Origin of the sequence: Chroococcidiopsis sp. CCNUC1 (assembly GCF_023546805.1) — a bacterium.
Classification (GTDB): Bacteria; Cyanobacteriota; Cyanobacteriia; order Cyanobacteriales; family Chroococcidiopsidaceae; genus Chroococcidiopsis; species Chroococcidiopsis thermalis.
In genome coordinates, this window is sequence record NZ_CP097480.1 from 2379379 (window position 1) to 2398772 (window position 19394).

A 19394-nucleotide genomic window follows, 5' to 3' on the forward strand; every position below is an offset into this window, starting at 1 on the left:
TACTAGTAATAATAAGCTATTACTTAGCAAGCGTCACGTTTAGTAAGAACAACATGTATTGTTTTTAATAACAAATATAAATCATAAGTAACAGACCACTTAGATTGATAATCTAGATCCATCTGCACGATGGCTTCAAAATCTTTGACACTGGAACGTCCATTTACCTGCCACTCACCGGTTATTCCTGGTTTAACCCATAACCGTTGCCAATGGTGAGGTTTGTATTGTTCGACTTCATTCACTGTAGGTGGTCGAGTACCGACTAAGCTCATCTGCCCCAGCAACACGTTCCAAAACTGTGGTAGTTCGTCTAAACTAGTACGGCGCAAAAAACGACCGACACGAGTAATACGTGGATCGTTTGAGTTTTTGAAAATCTGTCCTTGAGCTTCATTTTTGATTAGATGCTGCAATTGTTCAGCATCAAGTATCATTGAGCGGAATTTCCAAATTCGGAAAGGGTGACCGTACAAGCCGTAACGAATCTGGCTGTAAAAGATGGAACCAGGATTATCTATTTGCATGGCAACGACTATCGGAATCGCGACGACGGCGGTAATTCCTAGCCCAACTATAGCTCCCAAAATGTCAGTTAGGCGCTTGATACGACTAGTAGTAGAGGGATGCACTACTAATTTTTTAGTCATAGGGGCAATGTGGTTACTATTTAGGAACTGAGAAGCATTGGAGTAGGTAGTTGGGAAGTAAGATGAGGCGATCGCTTCAGTCGTTGACTCTTTTGTTTCATTATTCTTATATCTATCTCTAGAAATAATTTTCCAGCTCTTGAAATTCAAGAAATTAAAGCTAAAGGAAATAATTGTTGCTAAGTTTCTGGAATTACGATATTTGCTACTGTTCATAAAGTTATTAGCCTATACAATAGTTATGTTTTCTAAATTAGGTAGGTTATATCCTAATTACACTAAGAAAATGCTGTGTTTAAAACATTCGTTAATAGATTTTATTTGAAAGTCACAAGAAGTTTAAGATATTAGTTCTTGCTAATTCAAGTATGCAAATAGGCTGTTTGCGATCGCGTATAAAACTAGGTATGACTTACTATAGAAGTTGTATGATTTGTATTCGTTTCTGTGTGAGTTAGCCAAACTGAGAAAAAGTTCTAGAAAATCTTTTTTATCTTTTCGGCTTCGATTGAACCTCAATCATTAACAAATGTTAAACTTGTTTGTCACTTAATCAGTCAAGGGCACAATCGTAAAAATGCTATGATAGAATTTAATTATGTAAATAGGTTGACTTGTATACAATGTACGAGCTACTGATATAGTTCTCTAAGAATCGCCGAAATACAATCTACCTATTATTAAGAAAAATAAGTATTTGTCCTTTTAGCATAGTTGTCTTCAGATAATCTATATCTACGTACCCATAAACAATTACAAAACTAGCTTAAGGCAACACTAGTGATGGTAAACTCAGAGTAAGTCGAAGAGTATATAATGACAACTGCCATTGAAAGAAAGCGTAGAGGCAAGGTTAATCAGTTAACGAAAAAAACTTTGATACTTTTTAATTGTCTTATCTCGATCCTCATAATTATTTATTTTACGTCAACTTGTAAAAATTTATTAGGAACAACTCAGTCAATTGATTTAACGGAAAGCTGGGATTCAGAAAAAGTATTAAAGAATCCTCATAAAGGCTGGTATCACCATTATTTTGATAACGGGCTTTGGGAATACGGTACGAAGTCTGATTCAGACTTGGAAAATTTTCCAGGTATGAACCATCTTTATCTTCGATTAGCATGGAGTTATCTTGAACCTCAAGCAGGAAAATTTAATTGGTCAGTTATAGATAATGTTATTAATAAATGGACAATGAAAGGTTACTCAATCTCTTTTTGTATCACTGCAAAAGAGACAAATATGGTTTATGCTACCCCAGAATGGGTAAAAAAGGCAGGAGCAAAGGGAGCTTATTATGATGCTTGGGGAGTCAATGCCTGGGAACCAGACTATGGAGATCCCATATTTCTTGCTAAACTAGAAAATTTTCACAAAGCCTTTGCAGCACGCTATGCTGGAAAACCTTGGTTGGAGTATATTACCATCGGTAGCTATGGAGATTGGGGAGAAGGACATACCTCATTTTCAAGTCGAAGATATTTCCCTATTGATGTTTTAAAGAAACATATTGATATTTACAAGAAGTACTATCTAAAAAGTACTCTTGTTATCGCGGACGGATGGGTGAATGATAGGAGAGACAACAACGGTTCTCAGTTACAGGATTACATTCTGCAAAATAAAATTACTTTTAGAGATGATAGCGTGAATGTATCGTACTACGTTGATACATTTCCTTCAACCTATTCAGTACAAAGCCCTGAACTATTCAATGAAGTCTTTCGTCATCGACCTACTATTTTAGAATTGCAACACTATCATCTACAAAAGAAGGATAACGATTGGATAGGAGTTGATGGCTCAATTAAGGGTGGAGAATTATTAAAGGGGGCTATAGATATCTCTCATGCCACTTTCGTTGGTTATCATGGTTATGCGGATGAATGGTTAAAAGAAAATCCTACTTTGGCAAGAAAACTTGCAAATAAGATGGGTTACTGGTACTTTCTTAAAAGTATTGAGATTCCCAGTAGTCTGATGAGGGGAAGCAGGCACAGTTTTAAGTTAAAGTGGGAAAATCACGGTGTTGCTCCTGCTTACTATAGGTATAAATTAAAATTGGCATTGAAGGGAACCAACGGGACTTACACTCAATACCTGACAGAATCTAATAATAAATCTTGGTTGCCAGGAACTACTGTAGCAGAAACTTATTCTGTGAATGTTCCTCAAACATTAGCGGCGGGTGAGTACAAAGTAGCTATTGCACTTGTGGAGGAGAGAAATAAGACAAAAAGACCAATAGAATTGGCGCTTAAGGATGAGTTGAAAGGAAACGATGACTTCTATGAAATTGGTTATATTAATATAGAGTAGAAGTAAAAGTCGATACTAGAAAATGTTATTCAACACTGCTGACTTCATTTCCAGCATCCACTTCTTGAGCAGCCACCTAATCAAACTTTGGGCATAATCTCCTAACAAAATTTGTGGATGCAGACAAATTGCCTTCCATAATTTTTGTCCAGCCTGATTAACTCCACTGAGATCGGTACTATATTTTAAGTATTGTTGCGTACAGTATTCATATACCCAAGCTAAGCTCTGTTTTTTAAGAAATTGATATTCGGGTGGAGCTGCTTGATATGCCCTTTCAACTACTCTCAGAGCTTCTTTTTCCATGACTTCAACTTTGGATGTCATTGCAGATGAAGACTGGCGGTAAAGAATTTGGTACTTAGGTACAAGAACAAAATGCCATTTAGCTGCTAATCGTATATAAAAGTCCCAATCTTCACAAGATTTAAGGGTAGGTTCAAATTCTCCTACAGACTCAATAGCTTTTCTACAAACCAAAATATTAGAGCCATTGGCAATAAAATTATTGACCAGCAACTTATCATAAACATTACCTTCAAAGAATATAGGATTATATGGGAATATAGATTCTTCTTGCCCATCAATGAAATAAGAAGTCCAACTGTATACAATCCCTGCTTCTGGATGCTGTCGCAAAGCAGCTAGTTGCAGTTCGAGTTTATCAGCTGTCCACATATCATCTGCATCCAGAAAGGCAATAAATTCTCCAGCAGCATGAGAAATACCACGATTTCGTGCTACTGGAAGTCCGCTATTTTCATAAGAAAAAATTTTCAAACGCTCATCTTTGACACTTTGGAGTAATTCTAGAGTTCGGTCAGTAGAACTATCGTTAATTACAATCAACTCAAAACTTGAAAAGGTTTGTTGCTGAACTGATTTAAGAGTTGCTAAATTGTACGTTCAGCATTGTGGAAAGGAATGATAGCAGATATAGTTGGCATAAAATTTAAACTGAATATACTAAAATACAAAGATGTGTATCACCCTAACTCACATTCTTCTAATCTAGTGAAAGCTCGTTTCATAATAATGAAGACATGGATAATATATTTCCCTTGTATAACAACTTTGAATGCTTAAGTTGTTAAGTGCATAAAAGCTACTTAAAGAGACACTTTATACTATCAGATATCTTATATCTTATAAGAATTGCTTGCTCCCATCGCTGTGACCACTTACTAGAAAAGTATTTATATCTGTTGAATACTTCGTCGGAGAGGACTCTCACACTTGATGAATTAGATAAATCCAAAGCTAAAACAAATTCATTGCGTACTTGTTCGACTAATTTAATAGCTCGGTCTCGGCATTCTCTGGCTTGAGTTCTTGCTGCCTCTGATAGGCAGTATTTAAAGGCTTGCTGCAACATCTCGTCTGACAAGCTATCAATAGGAAAAGCTATAGGCCAGCCAATCTTTTCTGTCTGAAGCAGAATCTTAGCCCCTCCCGAAATTGGATCTATTGAGATACTAGGAACGCCATTTTTGAGGGCTAATACAGTACCGTGTAACCGTGTGGTTACGACCACATCCATACGGGCAATTATGGATTCGATTTCGGCTGCAGTGCGAAGATTCGTAGTGTTTGGATCTAAGCCTGTGTCGATAGGCACTGCCACCATTTCTTGGGAGGCAATTAGTCGGTTAACTGCATCATTGGCGGCTTGATGCTTGCCCTTGTCCCCATATTCCGGCTGTGGATGAACCAAGATAATACCCACAACAGGTACTTTCGCTTGGCGCGAAATAAAGGTAATATCTGGGCGTGCAGCAACAGAGCTGTCCCTTTCTATCAGTACATCGAAGGGGTTCCAAATATTAAGTGGTTCGATCATTGATAGGTTAAGACCGATGAGGTGACAGTTATTGAAGTGATGCAAAAATCCAGTCGCGTATGTTTTAAGAGGAAAAGGACCGCAAACAAACACGACGTGCGAATATGTATTGGGATCTACAGAACGCCAATCAACACCACCGACGAAAGGAGCAGCAAGAGCAACATCATAGGTATAACCAGCATATTCGAGCCATTCGCAGGCAAGGTTTCTTGCCATCAAATCGCCAGCTGTAGTATTACATCTTTCAAAACTGAACCAACCTGCAACAAGAGCTTTCATGAAGAGATGCCTCCTTAAGATATTAATGTTTATTAATTTGAAAAGACTTGTGTGAGAATAAATGTTTGTTAAATATATATTGATGAGTCCATATTGTTAAAACAGGTAGCACAAATAAATGAGAAATTAGCACAGCTACAGCAACTCCAAAAATACCCCAATTGACTGCAATTAGTATGGATATAGCAAAAAAAATGGTGAAGAATATATTTAAATAAAGCGTGATATGGGTTTTATTTAAAGCATTTAATAGGAGGTTAGATGCCCATGCAAAAATACGTGGAATACCTGACAAGCATATCATTATCAAGACTGGAATTGCTGAAAGCCACTTTTTACCAAATATGATTGGTACATACAATGGAGCTAAAGACGACTGCAAAATAATAAGAGGAATTACAAATAAAGAAACTTTTTTAAGACTGGTAAAATACCTCTTTTTGAACTGCTCATAGTCTGTTCGCGCAGTGCAAATATGAGGAAATAAAGCTGACATAAATGCATTGATAACATTCATACTGATTCCCGAGCCAGCATTGAAGGCAAAATAGTATACTCCCAATGCTTCAATTCCTATAAATCTACCTATTATTAAATAATCCAAGTTTCCCCTAAGTTTATTCAAAACTTCAACTAAGAGTAGATTTTTGCCAAAATAGGTAACCTCCTGCCACTTCTCTAAGCTAAACAATTTAGGTGGTCGCCAAGAGTGATTCTTCCAGTTGATTACAATCCAAACTGGAGTGGTCAAAACCATAGGCAAAACAATCGCCCATATTCCCATACCCCCAAGGGCTAGAGTTACAGTAATGATATTGCCGAGTAGTGACTGCGTAGCATTCGCTATTGCCGTAATTTTTAGCCGATTTTCTCGTTCAATCAAGGCACTGTGAACTATGTAAAACGGCATCATTAAGTAAATTAAAGCACTAGTACACAGGGGCCAAATGAGCTGTTTATTTCCATAAAACTGAGCAACAGAAAAGGCAGCAAGACACTGAATAATAAAGACAGAGGCACATAGAATCCAATTAAGCCAGTAGGATGTATCACATATAGTTTTGACATCTTCCCGATCTGCCTGGACAATCTTAGCTCCAATCCCACCTCTAAGAGTGAAAACGGTCGCCAAGTCAAAAACGGTATAAACAACCGCCATCTGTCCATAGTCTTGGGCGCTGAACATCCGAGCTAGAGTAATCGTCGTTCCTAAGCGGAAGATGCGATTTGCTAGTTCTGCTCCTCCGAGCCAACCCACATTGCGAATAAATTGCCCGGATGATATTTGCTTTAGCTTATTGATTAGCATTAAAATTGTTCTGTAAGCTTGGATTTAAGAGGACATCACGCAATTGCTTGCCGATCGCTTCAGGTGAAAAGCAACTCTCTGCATGGGATCGAGCATTTTGACCTAACTCTCGACCCCAAGCTTCATTATCTAAAACTCGACCAAGTGCTAATGCGAGCGCTGATGCATCGCCACGCGGTACGACTATTCCACCAGAAGCCTCACCTCCTTCAAAAATGTCGGACACACCAGGAGCGTCAGCAGCTACGATCGGTAGACTGCAAGCCATAGCTTCAATCGGCGCTACGGGAAAGCCTTCTTGTCGAGATGGCAGAGTATAAACATCAGCAGCCGAAAGGTATCGCTGAATGACAGCGCGATCGCTCACAAACTCATTTAGCCACATCACACCCTTTGTCTGCGTATCAGCAATAAGCTGGCGAAAGCGATCGGCATCGCTACCCGTTCCTACTAGTAGCAGTCGCAGATCTTTGCCAGCGCGATCGCAGCAAATCTGCTTCCAAGCCTCCAATAAAATATCTAGTCCTTTGCGCTCTATCTCGACTCGTCCATGCCATACAACAACTTTAGCGTCAAGCGGGATACCGAGTGCTGCCCGTGCTTCACTGCGATCGAGAGCTTGCCATTGTGCAACATCTAGTGGATTAAAAATACGAGCTATTTTGTGAGATGGTATTTTGTAGCGATCGCAGACTCGCTGAGTCTCTGTTTGCGGTGCAATAATTACACCCGTACACGAGCGCAATGACACATGCCGCAAAGGAACTTCGAGAAAACTTTCAGTCTTATTACCACCCTGGAAAGTTGCAAAGACTGGCAGACACATCAATTTTCCTAAAAGCACGCAGGTATCAAAGCGTGCATACTCATACTCTTGACACAAGATAGCCTGACAATTCTCACGCCGTAGTTCGCGAGCTAACAATCCCAATGGGGTTGATAAATAAGTTCCCACACTCTTAACCAAATCCTTAATGTCTGTCAGCAGAGAACAGCGGATGTGGCTTTTGTCTTGAATCTTCTGGAAGGATGAAGCTTCACTCCCTCCATAAACGTTGAGCGCTCTGCATCGTACAGCACGATAGACGTGATAAATCTTTGAAGGGGGTAGCACGCAAATCGTAGTACCAGTAGGCTCATGAATAAAGCGCGATGGGCGATCGACACGAGCAGAAATGCAAAACAGTACTGTTCTTACCCCGACTTGTTTTAGAGCATCAATATAGCCAAACATCCAGCTACCAAGAAACTTTTGACAGAATGTCTCGAATGAAATGTTGATGCTATTTAAAAAGTCATCGATCAAGTCGTAGCAGTGTAGTAATGCGATTGCTGGCTCTGATTGGTTGCTTGAGGGCAACAATTGTGGTTCATTAGTATCATTTTGCTTTGAAGATACCAAACTAGTTAAATTTTTCATAGTTCCAGTCTCGGATCGCTTATAGAAATGGTTTTTCTCATACGCTTGAATAAATAGCGGGCAGTGCTTGGAGAAAATACTTGTTTTAATAAAAACTTGATTAATAATTTTTGAGTTGTTTGATCGAGTAAAGTTTTAGGCTGTAGGCGAATTACCGACCATAAATGTTGCCGAGCTTTTCTTACTTCAATGCTATCGGTGCTATGTTCCAAATACTGACCAGCACAATACTTGTGAAAACTAGTCAAGGTATAGCTTTTTAGATATTGCAATTCTGGTGGAGCGGCTTGGTAAGCCTTTTCCATTGCAATTAGGGCTGCTTCCTCCATCACCTCAACTTTCGATGACATTGCTTTAGGAGTTCGACGATAGAGGATTTGGTACTTGGGTACAACCACAAAATGCCAACGAGTCGCTAGCCGCAGCCAATAGTCCCAGTCCTCACAGGATTTAAGTGCAGGATCGAATTCTCCTGCTGAAGCGATCGCTTGTTTGCAAATCAACGTATTAGAGCCACTATGAATAAAATCGCTAACTAACAACTTTTGATAAACATTTCCTTCAAACGAATATTGGGGAGATGGGAGAAAAGATATAGCTTCTCTTTGTTCATTCACATCCATAAAACAAGTCCAGCTGTAAGCAACACCAGCTTCTGGATGCTGCTTTAGGGCTGCCAGTTGTAGTTCCAACTTATCCTTTGTCCATAAGTCATCTGCATCAATAAATGCAATAAACTCTCCAGTAGCATGAGAGATACCGCGATTTCGAGCTACTGGGAGTCCCCCATTTTCATAAGAGAAAATTTTCAAGCGATCGTCTTTGATACTCTTAACGAGTTCTACAGTTCTATCTTTCGAGCCGTCATTAATAACAATTAATTCAAAATCTTGAAATGTCTGTTTTTGGACGGACTCAATTGTTTCTAAGATAGTGAGTTCAGCATTATAAGCTGGGATAATAACAGAGAGCTGTGGCATATTTCTATCTAAATCTAGTGAATTTCTGAGCCTATATAGCATCATCTTCCAAGAGCTACCATGCGCCGACGTAGAGCGTAAGCCACTGTTAGAAACCGACTATACCCATCTGGTCCTAACCATCGCATTACTGCGATCGCTAAACTCAAACGAATGTGTTCCTTAGAAAAGCGTATTTGAGGGTAGCAAGCAAGACCTTCTTGTAGAAAATGTGTTGCTTGCTTGTAATCCTTATTTAGACTTTGTAAACACTTCCAAGCTAGACATAAATTGGCAACACCGTAGCTTCGTTTTTTGAGATACAGTAATTCTGATGGGGCTGAATAAAACGCTTTTTCTATAACCACATGGAAGCTTTCTTCCATTGCTTTCCAGTTTCTAGATCCACTTGTTGAAATTTGTCGATAGTAAACTAAGGGTTCTTTCAACACTTTGAAGGGATAGCGAGAGGCAATACGAAGCCACATATCCCAATCTTCCGTAGTGGCAGAGGGTAAATTACTATCAAAAATGCCTGAAGTGTCGAAGCAAGAGCGGCGAACCAGAGGAACACTACCACACTCAACAATATTGTGCTGAGTGAGTTGATTCCAAACATTACCTTCCGTATTATTTTTGAAGATTCTGCCTGTGGGTTTACCTTGTTCATCAACTAAAGCTACCCCATGTATATACCAAGCCAACTTCTGGATTTTCTTCAAGTACAGCTACTTGCTTTTCTAGCTTGCTTGGTTCCCACAAGTCATCAGCATCTAAAAATGCTATATACTCTCCTGTTGCCTGATTAATACCAGTATTTCTAGCTCCAGCCAAACCTTTATTTTGTTGACAGATAAGTTTGACTCTTGGATCTTCTATTTGGGAAACCCATTTTTCTGTTTCATCAAAACTACCATCATTAACAACGATCGCTTCAAAATCATCAAAAGTTTGACTCAGAAGACTTCCTAGTGTTGCGGGAAGATACTTCATAGCGTTGTATGCTGGAATAATAACAGAAACTTTTGGCATATCTGAAAGCTTCTTAAATTGATAGTACATGCGGTTTAAGTTATTCACCGATCAAAGTGGTTCTAATAGAGTATAAAAACTCTAATTTATAATTCTTGAATTCCTACAAATCCCTACTCCACCTTTACAATCCTTAACTTGTCGATACGAGTCCTTCTATCCTTACTTTCTGCTGCGAAAAGCTATTAGATTTTTTCAAGTTAAGAAAATTTTGTAGTGATAAGGTTAGTGATACATATAAGAGCCAATATATGTCCTCTCTCATCAGGGAAGGCTCAGATAGATTAAACTGTAGCAAAAAGAGTAAGTAAGCTAGTGGCATTATGCCCTCTGATGAGTTGTTAAGACGTAAATACTCGATTGCGTGAAAACTAACTTTCACATAGCTAACTACGAATAAGAATAATCCTAATAGACCTATATCGAGACTTAGATCCAAAAAACCATTATGAGCATGTGGAAGCTTCAAAAAAATATTTATACTTGGACTCCAAACTTCTATATTTCCATCTATTACACTCAGCCAAAATACATGATATCCATAACCTAGCCACGGGCGTTCCCAAATCTTATTTAGCACAGAAGCCCAGATGTTTGTGCGACCAGTTAAGCTAATATCTCGCCCTAAAATACCTAAAATAGTTTCGGCATTATCTACCAACCAAGCTGCCATACTTCCACCTACCAATATCGCAACAATAAAAAATGGTATAGCCAAGCTGTAGTTCCACCGTAATGCTTTGTATAGAGGTAGAAGAGCCACAAAGGTGAGCAATAAAATTAGAGCAGTTTTTGATGTCGAAAGTATAATAAGAGCAACTGATAGGCTAAAACCAACCCAGACAATCCAACGTTTATAACTAATATCAACTAAGCGAAAGACTATTGCACTCATCACCATAATGATGCCAAAAATATTTTTATGTGCATATAGCCCTCGCCAGGCTCCTACATGACGCACGTCTTCCTCAAGTGCCATGCTGCCTGTAACACCGTAATGCGGCAATACCAAAGCAACTACTATGCTAAGTATTACTGCTACACCAAAAGTCCACGTTAATAATCGCATCTGTTCTTTCAAGCCATAACAAGCAGCAAAATAAATACCGAATAAAGTTACCCGCATAAAAGGTATGACACCAGTACCAGGCCCATGATCGTGAGATAGAGTTACCATAAATGGCATTACAGACCATATAGCTGAAGCCAGAGCCAATCCTACTAAAATCCATAGAGGCTTTTCTTGAATCACAAAAGAAAGTATTTTCTTCCACCGCACAACTATTAAGAAAATAGTCACTAACTGAATGCTATAGGCAGTAACCTGAACAATCAGATAGAAAGGATTTGTAGGTGCTATAAAGTAGGACACCGCTCCTGAAAAAAACAGGAGTGAGAAGACCACAAATATTTTTTCAACTAACCTTTGCCCAAACATTATTTCAACCTTCCAAACTATTCTAACTTTGAAATCTATGAAATCCTATCCTATAGGGATATATCTATCCCTTCGCTCATTTTTGGCTTAACTAAATATGTCTTTAATTTACATCGTAGTCTTTTGACAGGTTTGAGAATTTTGCTCTGAACATCTATTTGAATAGTAGAAGTAGCTGTTAGGTTCGTTCTTTTGAACTACACCATTAATTACTAGACCTAAAATATTCAAACCTGAACGATGCAAAGCTTCTTTCACAATATGAGCACTATCAGTATCAACTACTCCAGGTCGAGTTACTAATATAACGCCATCTGCCATTTCCCCTAAAATCAGGGCATCAGCAGCAAGCACAACAGGAGGAGTATCAATAATTACAAAATTATAATTATTAGAGAAGTCGCTAATTAAAGAAGCCATTCGGTCAGAGTCAAGAAGCGCTAATGGGTTAGGAGGTATAACGCCAGAACACAAGACATCTAGGTTTGACATGACTTCTTTTACAGCTACTCTAGGGTTATCCCGACTAACAATAGCATTGCTCAAACCAACTTCATTGATTAAATTCCAAGCAGTATGTTGAGATGGATGGCGCATATCTGCATCCACTAGTAAAACTTGCTTTCCTAGTTGAGCAATTGCCGCTGCTAAATTGGCAGCAACTGTAGACTTACCTTCGCTAGGAACAGTGCTAGTTATCACAATAACTTTTAATGCTTTGTCTGAACAGAGAAACTTCAAATTAGCTTGTATCATGCAGTAAAGTTCATAAATGAACGAGCGAGAATTATCTCTAACATGCACATTCAAAGCAGTCTGTTCTATCTCTTTATGCCGAGAGCTATGTTTCTCGAAACTTCCGTAATAGGGAATCACCCCTAACAATGTATAGTCAAATATTTTTCGTGCTTCTTCAATATTTTTGATGGACTTATCTGTCAGCTCTAAGACAAAAATAGTAGCAGTAGCAAGTAGAGTACCAACTAGTCCCCCTAACCCTAAAATTATAATTTTTATAGTAAAATCTGAGGCATGTCGAGGAATTGAGGCAGATTCTATAATGCGAGCATTCCCTATATTTTGGTTTTCTGCAACCCGCACCTCTTGCAATCTTTGAAGAAGAAGCTGATAAGTAGATTGAGCTGCATCCAGCTTTCTCTGTAGTTCTCGCTGATCTTTTTCTAATTTAGGGATATTAGATACCCGTCGCTGAGAACGGACTTTAGCATTCTCTAGTGAAGTTAAGCGGCTAGATAAACTCAAATTTTTCGCTTGTGTTTTAACAAGTTCTTCAAGTAGTTTTTGGTGCGTCTCCCCAAATTGGAAATTTCCTTTGGGTATTGGCTGCTGCATAACAACTGCTTTCACTCGGTCTTCTAACAAACTCTTTAACGCTGTTTCTTGCTTTTTGAGGTTATTTATACTAGGATGATCGTTACTCAAACGGGTTTGTTGAACCGCTAACTCACTTTGTACCTGCTGAATTTTTTTCAGAATATCCTGTACTCCAGCAGATTGGCTAAGAGTGCTTCTAGCTAAGGCATCTTGCACGCTCATACCTATTTGGCTTTGGATTTGGTTCTGAAGTATTTGATAATAGTTATTAACTTCGGCAAGTTCTGCCTGAGTTTGAGTAATCGCTTTTTCTAAGTCTTCAATAACTTTTACAGTTGAAGTTGCTTCCTGATTAAGATCTACAACTTGATTAAGTTCTTTAAATTTGCGTAAAGCCATCTCTGCTCGAACGACATCTGCCTCAGAAGTGGGTAACTGAGAGGAAATAAACTTACGAGCTGCAACTGCCTGTAAGCGATTGGCGCTAATATTATTTTTTATGTATATACTCATAAGTTGATTTACTACAGATGCTGACTCTTGTGGATCTTTGCTTGTATAAGAAATCTGCATTACGTCTGCACCAGCAATATTTTTCACTTGAAATTGCTTTTTTAAATTCGTCTCTAATCTGGCGTTATCTTGTTCGTCTTTTAAATTTAATGCACTGATAGTTTCTCGTATAAGAGGTTCGGAAAGAAGAATTTCTGCTTCAGTGCTTAAAGGATTACCTTCAAAAGTTAGAGGAACAAGAGGAGAAACATTTTCGTCTTTTGTTTTAATTCCTATTAGAAAAGGTGTTGTATCTACTCTGAACAAGAGCTTTCCATATGCTGTATAAGAAGGAGATTTCATCAAAACTCCTATGCCTGTAATGATGAAAACTACTCCAAAAATGCCTAGAGCAGGCTTCCAGTGACGTTTAATCGTTAACCAGCCTTTCTGAAAATCTATTTCTTCAGGTTCTCTAGAATCTATAGTTGTGGTGTGCTTTGGATACTTCATAAGTAGTAAATAGAAGAAAACAGAATTGACGGTTTTTTGTTCGCTACCATGTCCGATCTCAAGTCAATGCTTGAAATCCTAATTCCTTTTGATTGCAAATTCTTTTCGTTTGCTGACTATCGAATTTTTCGATGAGCTAGAGAGAGCTTCGTAAAGCTTGATGTTCTCAGCAGCAATCCGATCCCAGTTGTAGTTGAGCTTTACATACTCTTGTGCCTTATCAGCCATAACTCTCATCTTCTGAGGATGAGCGATTGCCCAGCCGAGTCGTTGAATACAAGAATTTAAGTTTCCAGCTTGAAAAAGTACACCGCGTGTCTCACCCACAAGCTGCTGATGAGGTGGAATGTTACTTGCTACTACTGGAACGCCTTCTCGCATTGCCTCCAACATTGCTAATGGCAATCCCTCTACATCTGAAGGAAGTACAAATAATCCTGCTCCTCGAACAATTTCTGCTAATCGAGTTCCCCAAAGTTCGCCTGCAAACACCACATTTGGATCGCTGGCGATCGCATTTAACAACTTTGAAACATACAGCCTGGTATCGCTAACGCCACCAGCAAAAACAAGTTTCCATCCAGCTGGTTTAAGAGCTTGGAAGGCTTCAATCAGTAAGTCAGGACGTTTTTCAGGTACGAGTCTGCCCAGAAACAATAGGTAGCGCCCTTGCTCTAGTCCCAGTGTAGTGCCGTGGGAAAAATTAGCATCTGACTTGGGATAACTTGCAGGAGCATTAGGAATATAAACTGTCTCACGATCGTAAGTACGTAAGAAGTAAGAACGCAATTCTTCTGAAACCACAATTATTCCATGCGCACAGCGGGCTGCGGTACTCTCTCCCAACTTAATCAGGCGACTGGAAAGATTCCCCCACTTGGCACGCTGCCAATCCAACCCTTGACACGTAACAACAACCTTCGCTGAGGAAGCAATTCTAGGTAAACAGCTAAACAAAGCTGGACCTAAGGCGTGAAAATGAATCACATCGTAATTAGCAGCAATAGCACCAATTGCTCCAAGTGCCGAACTACTAAAGGCATCCATTCCTCTCAAACCCATACAAGGCAGAGAAATCACCCGTACACTTTTAAAATCATATTCGTTGCGCCAAGATAAGTCAGTGTAAGACGATCGGGCAAATAAGTCTACAGAGTGACCTTGTGCAACCATACGAGGATAAACCTCTGCACAGTAGTGTTCTATCCCTCCTTGTTTTGGGGGTAAGCCTTTCGCACCAATTACAGCTATTTTCATAGACATCCTTTTCCTTAAATCGATGAAGAGCGAGACTAAGTTTGCTCAAGATAAAGCAGAAGATAAAATTTGCTTTTCTTCCCAGCGGTGCAACATATTGCTGTAGACTTCGCGAATGACGCTGCGAGCACTATATGGTTGAGCAACACGTACGCATGACTCAATTGGATAGTTTTCTGGGTGCAATAGTACTTGACGCAAGGAATTGGCGATCGCCGATGGAGTACGTTCTCGACAAATAACTCCACAATTAGCAGGAAGTAGTTTCGGAGTTTCGCCGCATTCAGTTGATACCACTGGTGTTCCACAAGCAAGCGCTTCAAGAACAACCAAAGGTAAACCTTCATAAGTACTAGTCAAAACAAAAGCACTAGCCACACGATGTAACTCAGCCAGTTCGGTTTGAACGATCGATCCAAGCATTGTGATGCTCTTAGATAATCCCAGTTGCTCAATCTCGTTACGTACTTGGTCTGCCAACTCTCCATCACCAGCAATTAGTAGATGCACCTTTGTGTCAGCTAGAGCTGAGATAGCTCGGACTAAGAGAATAGGATCTTTCTGAGGATGCAAGCGACCTGCAAACAAAAGAAATTGTGTATCCTCTAAAAGCTTTAACTTTCGAGTCAAAGCAACCTTTTTCTCTTGTTTTTCTGCTAAAGAAAGCGGGTAGAAAATTTCGCTATCAACTGTATTTTTAATATAATTAACTCGTTCAGCAATTATTGGATAGTGCTGCTGATAAAATTTAACAGATTCAGAGTGACAGGAGAGAATTTGGTTAAATTGCTTGACTAATAAACGTTCAAACAGAAAATATGCTTGCGGAAATCGTCTCCAAAGGATTGCATTCGCATCTTCTTGAGACTGCATCTGCTTCTGAATATCATTATGAATGAACAAAGTTTTATCTCCTATCCAGTGCAAGGCTGCTAAGCTTGGTTCTAGACGATGAAAGTGCATAAAGTCAGAAGCGAAACAGCGACCTAGAAGTGCTGACGTGTATTTTAAGGTTGTAGGAACTAGACTTCTGAAGTTATCATTCTGCAAGGTGAAAAGAGGCATAAACCAGAGTTCTCTACCAGCGAGATTGGCTTCTTGCCACTTGCCATTAGGTTGGGTTGGATCGTTACTAGTTCCAACGAGCCTAATCTTAAAGTCATCTGGGGCATACTTGATAAAATTACTGACCACTGTTTGAATACCACCAATAGTGGAGTGCCAAGGATTAAACTGATAAAAAATAGTTAAAACAGGTTTGCGCATGAATATAAAGTATCAAGTTTGCTAGGTACTCCGATGGAGAACTTGTTATAGGTGCTAAACCATCTATATATTAAGTATGCAAACAGCCTATTCGCGATCGCGTCTCAGAAAGTGAATGACTTTATGTACAACTTGTATGAGTTGTTTGTTTTTTGTTTGAGTTAAGTGATTCTCAAATATCGATCGGTTTCAGAGAAGATTTTGCTTAATTTTTGTATCGAGTGTAACAAAAAACTGCATTACTGCTGTAGCATTTCAAGAAAAACCTTCAGTAGACAGAGAAATACAAATGAGTTCTATATCAAAGGCTTGAGCTTTTTTCTCGAAATTTTTCAGCACTCGCTCTTGATATCGTCAACATTCTCCCTGTTGAAGTGTACAAGGGGAATTAGGTATTGGCTCAACACAATAGGTAGCACTACCGACAGGTAGAACCTAAAAAATGCACAATACACTGTTGTTACCCCTGCCGCTATTGCTTTCAGCAGTTGAGCTATTCTATTCCTCGCCGCTTCTGTTCTTTCGGCTAATTTTGATTATCTGTAACGTGCCCTAAAGGCAACCTCTAACAATAGAATACAACTCAGTAACAAGTCCAGAAGATTACTCCCTATCGCAAAACTTTCAGCACTGCTGGCAAAAGTAATGTTTCCTCAATTTTTTCTCGTACGGTAAAACTGATTTCACGACTCTTTTTAAGGCACTTTACTACTAAGTACTTAGCAACATAGTATTGCTGAAGTAATGCCTTCTGATATTCGCTAAACTGCCACTGGTAACCGATATTACGCTCCCAGAGGAGCTGAGACCTCATCTCCTCAACCCAAGTTTGACCATTGGTACTCCACCATTCCTTGAGCTTTTCTTGGCTTTGTTGAGGGGTGGGTAGTTGTTCTCTAAGGTCTTGGAGTAAATTTTGCAATTTAGAGTGACAATCGAGGTCTATCTTATAGGGAAAAGCAGAGATTATAGCAAGGATTTGTTCCTCAGACGGGCGATCGCAGATAGTAAGTCCTATGGATAGCAGGCGTTTCAAAGCTAGATCCAAATATAGATCGTAAGTCAGTTTACTCGTAAGTCTTGGATCGATCTCAATGGAGAGAGACAAGTCGTAAACTGGTTCTGATTCGCCGTGAAGCTCCAACGATAGATAAAAAGCACGAACTGCGGCAGGTTCGTAAGGTACTTCGACTGAAAGAGATTTCTGCTGAAGCCAGATCAGAAACTGCTGCAATTTCTCATCAGCATCTACCAGTTCATCGCTACGCTGTTGCATTAACTGAATTAGAGGATCGGCATCTTCTATCATTTCCATAACGAATAGAAACACTTCATGCCAGCGAGGATCGCTCATGTGGACGGTCAACTGCCTCAGATTTCTATTTAAAGCTTCTGGCTCAAGATTAGCAACAATATTTCTAGCCGTGAAATATTCTTGAAAAGTGGGATATGAGAATGAGTAGATTCCTTGAGCTTTTTCTACTATGACTCCATGTTCTACCAAGAGCGACCTTAGCACTGTTTCACTAATGAAGTAAAGTTCTTCTGAATCAGATGGAGTATTGGGTAAAGCGCGAAGATAGTCTTTGATATAGTGCAAGAGATTACTCTGTGTAAAAAAGTAGTTGTCTTGCTCAAAGGTAATAGTAGCAATCTGACTGAGTAATTTTATCTTATGAGGTAAAGATAACTGGTAGAGGCTTTTATCTGGTTTGATTCCTCTCACGCGATCCCACCGAACTAACAAAATATCTAATGCTTGTTTGTATAACTCAGCGTGTTGAGCAGAAAAGCTTAAATTAGTTTGAAATAGAGAACAAGCTAGGTGCAGAAAAAGAGGTGTTCTAGCAAGGCTATAAATTGACTGATTTTCAGGCAACTTTAGTTCTTTTAGAAACCGATCTGCTTGCACTAACCCTTGTTCTCTGGGGGTATTACTGACGTTTACAAACCACTGCTGAGCGAATGCTTCGACTTGAGAGAAGTTTAAATCAGCTATCTCAACATCAGTAAATTTCTCAAGCCAGTACCACGGTGTGGAAGTGCGACAGGAAACTATAAACTGATTTTTGTCATAATCTTTTGACAAAACACTAATCTGTTGCTGAACCTCTGCTCTATACTCTTCTTCTACTTCATCTAAGCCATCTAGTAGAAACAATGCTTGACCGTGATGAAGTAAAGTTTCAATCTGCGGCTCAGAAAACCCGATTCTACACAACTCTTGACTAATATAGCTAAATAAACTAAAGATTTGAGTCTTACAGGCATCCTCGGCAAAGCTTCTCAGTTGGATAAAGATTGGTAGCCGATCTGGAAACAATTCACCCCGATTGCATTGAATAGCAATGTACTGCAAAAGTGTGGTTTTGCCAGAGCCTGGTTTACCTAGAATCGTCAGCTTAGAATAAGTTTCAATTACCTGTGCTGCTGAGACGTGTTTTTGACGAACTTCATTACAAATCTGGCAGCTCGAATCTTCGACGCTAGAGCAATTTAAATGAGATTTGTCTAACCGTCTGTTACTTGTAACGTTCTCGAATACATCAACTTTAATATAAATATCTTCCAACTCTATTGGTCGGGCTGTATCTAATAAACGTATAGCGCCATACTCTGCTTGAATTTTATCGTGACAATGCGATCGCGCTGCTCGTACTAAGGTATCGAGATTCGCTCTCTCATCTTTCTCATCCTCTTTATTTGCCGATATGGTATCAGTCGGTAAAGCTGAGATCTCTTGCCAATCTAAACCTAGACGAAAGCAAATTTCTAGAAATGTCTGTCGCTCAATCGGTTTGCCTGCGAAAAACTTCCATATTGGTTGGCGTGTTTCAATTCCAACTTCACATGCTAGATCTTCTTGCGTCCATTGCGTATGTCTAAAAGCCCTTTTCGCTTTTTCAATACCTGTAGTAGATGCTTGTAGGGATCGTCGTGCCATATGTCAATAAATATGAGGAATAAAAATTAAGTTGAATTGAATAGTTATGAAAAATCTGCAAAAATCAATTTGACTAGTTGGCGAAATACCTAGCCATGTAGACAGATTTAAAACGAGCGCAAATTTAGTTAGATTATAAAAAGCATTTCAGACAAAGTATTTAGTTGTCTAAAAACTATCCAGTAGCTAAATTAAATAGCCAATACATCAACTATAGTATAGAAAGTTTTTATTGTTTGTTTTTGATTTTTTTAATTGATGTCTTTATTTTATAACATATTATATTGTTTTTTGTCGGCGTTAGACAACAGAAATCATTACGGTAATCAAGTTTC

General features: G+C 39.1%; 12 protein-coding genes and 1 pseudogene. 1 reads left to right on the forward strand and 12 read right to left on the reverse strand.

Going from position 1 to position 19394, the window contains the following annotated elements:
• Nucleotides 1-23 precede the first annotated feature (23 nt).
• Nucleotides 24-650 carry a sugar transferase gene (locus M5J74_RS11145; protein WP_371934029.1) on the reverse strand — a complete coding sequence of 209 codons (627 nt, stop codon included), beginning with the start codon at nucleotides 648-650 and terminating at the stop codon, nucleotides 24-26.
• 816 nt (nucleotides 651-1466) lie between these two features.
• On the opposite strand from M5J74_RS11145, the gene M5J74_RS11150 reads away from it, so the two are divergent.
• Entirely contained in the window at nucleotides 1467-2972 is a 1506-nt protein-coding gene (locus tag M5J74_RS11150; protein WP_250016640.1) for a DUF4832 domain-containing protein, read from the forward strand.
• Nucleotides 2973-2987: 15 nt separating this feature from the next.
• Here the strand turns inward: M5J74_RS11150 and M5J74_RS11155 are convergent, their stop codons facing one another.
• The 11 genes and pseudogenes from M5J74_RS11155 to M5J74_RS11205 all read right to left on the reverse strand — a co-directional run bounded on the left by M5J74_RS11155 (nucleotide 2988) and on the right by M5J74_RS11205 (nucleotide 19059).
• Nucleotides 2988-3821, reverse strand: coding sequence for a glycosyltransferase (locus M5J74_RS11155; protein ID WP_250016643.1), 834 nt, complete (start codon nucleotides 3819-3821; stop codon nucleotides 2988-2990).
• 256 nt (nucleotides 3822-4077) lie between these two features.
• Nucleotides 4078-5094, reverse strand: coding sequence for a polysaccharide pyruvyl transferase family protein (locus M5J74_RS11160; RefSeq protein ID WP_250016645.1), 1017 nt, complete (start codon nucleotides 5092-5094; stop codon nucleotides 4078-4080).
• Nucleotides 5095-5116: 22 nt separating this feature from the next.
• Nucleotides 5117-6403, reverse strand: a complete 1287-nt coding sequence (locus M5J74_RS11165) for a lipopolysaccharide biosynthesis protein (protein ID WP_250016647.1) — start codon at nucleotides 6401-6403, stop codon at nucleotides 5117-5119.
• Nucleotides 6390-7823, reverse strand: coding sequence for a glycosyltransferase family 4 protein (locus tag M5J74_RS11170; protein ID WP_250016648.1), 1434 nt, complete (start codon nucleotides 7821-7823; stop codon nucleotides 6390-6392). Before M5J74_RS11170 ends, M5J74_RS11165 begins: the two co-directional genes overlap by 14 nt.
• Nucleotides 7820-8803, reverse strand: a complete 984-nt coding sequence (locus tag M5J74_RS11175) for a glycosyltransferase family 2 protein (protein WP_250016650.1) — start codon at nucleotides 8801-8803, stop codon at nucleotides 7820-7822. Before M5J74_RS11175 ends, M5J74_RS11170 begins: the two co-directional genes overlap by 4 nt.
• Before the next feature lie 41 nt (nucleotides 8804-8844).
• Nucleotides 8845-9814 (reverse strand): annotated as a pseudogene (locus tag M5J74_RS11180) (glycosyltransferase family 2 protein).
• Nucleotides 9815-9947: 133 nt separating this feature from the next.
• Nucleotides 9948-11252 carry an O-antigen ligase gene (locus M5J74_RS11185; protein WP_250016651.1) on the reverse strand — a complete coding sequence of 435 codons (1305 nt, stop codon included), beginning with the start codon at nucleotides 11250-11252 and terminating at the stop codon, nucleotides 9948-9950.
• A 108-nt stretch (nucleotides 11253-11360) separates the two neighbouring features.
• Nucleotides 11361-13592, reverse strand: a complete 2232-nt coding sequence (locus M5J74_RS11190; protein ID WP_250016653.1) for a polysaccharide biosynthesis tyrosine autokinase — start codon at nucleotides 13590-13592, stop codon at nucleotides 11361-11363.
• A 78-nt stretch (nucleotides 13593-13670) separates the two neighbouring features.
• Nucleotides 13671-14849: a glycosyltransferase family 4 protein gene (locus tag M5J74_RS11195; RefSeq protein ID WP_250016655.1), complete on the reverse strand. Its 1179-nt coding sequence runs from the start codon at nucleotides 14847-14849 to the stop codon at nucleotides 13671-13673.
• 45 nt (nucleotides 14850-14894) lie between these two features.
• Nucleotides 14895-16115 carry a glycosyltransferase gene (locus M5J74_RS11200; RefSeq protein WP_250016657.1) on the reverse strand — a complete coding sequence of 407 codons (1221 nt, stop codon included), beginning with the start codon at nucleotides 16113-16115 and terminating at the stop codon, nucleotides 14895-14897.
• A 610-nt stretch (nucleotides 16116-16725) separates the two neighbouring features.
• Nucleotides 16726-19059 carry an NACHT domain-containing NTPase gene (locus tag M5J74_RS11205; RefSeq protein ID WP_250016658.1) on the reverse strand — a complete coding sequence of 778 codons (2334 nt, stop codon included), beginning with the start codon at nucleotides 19057-19059 and terminating at the stop codon, nucleotides 16726-16728.
• Nucleotides 19060-19394: the final 335 nt, after the last annotated feature.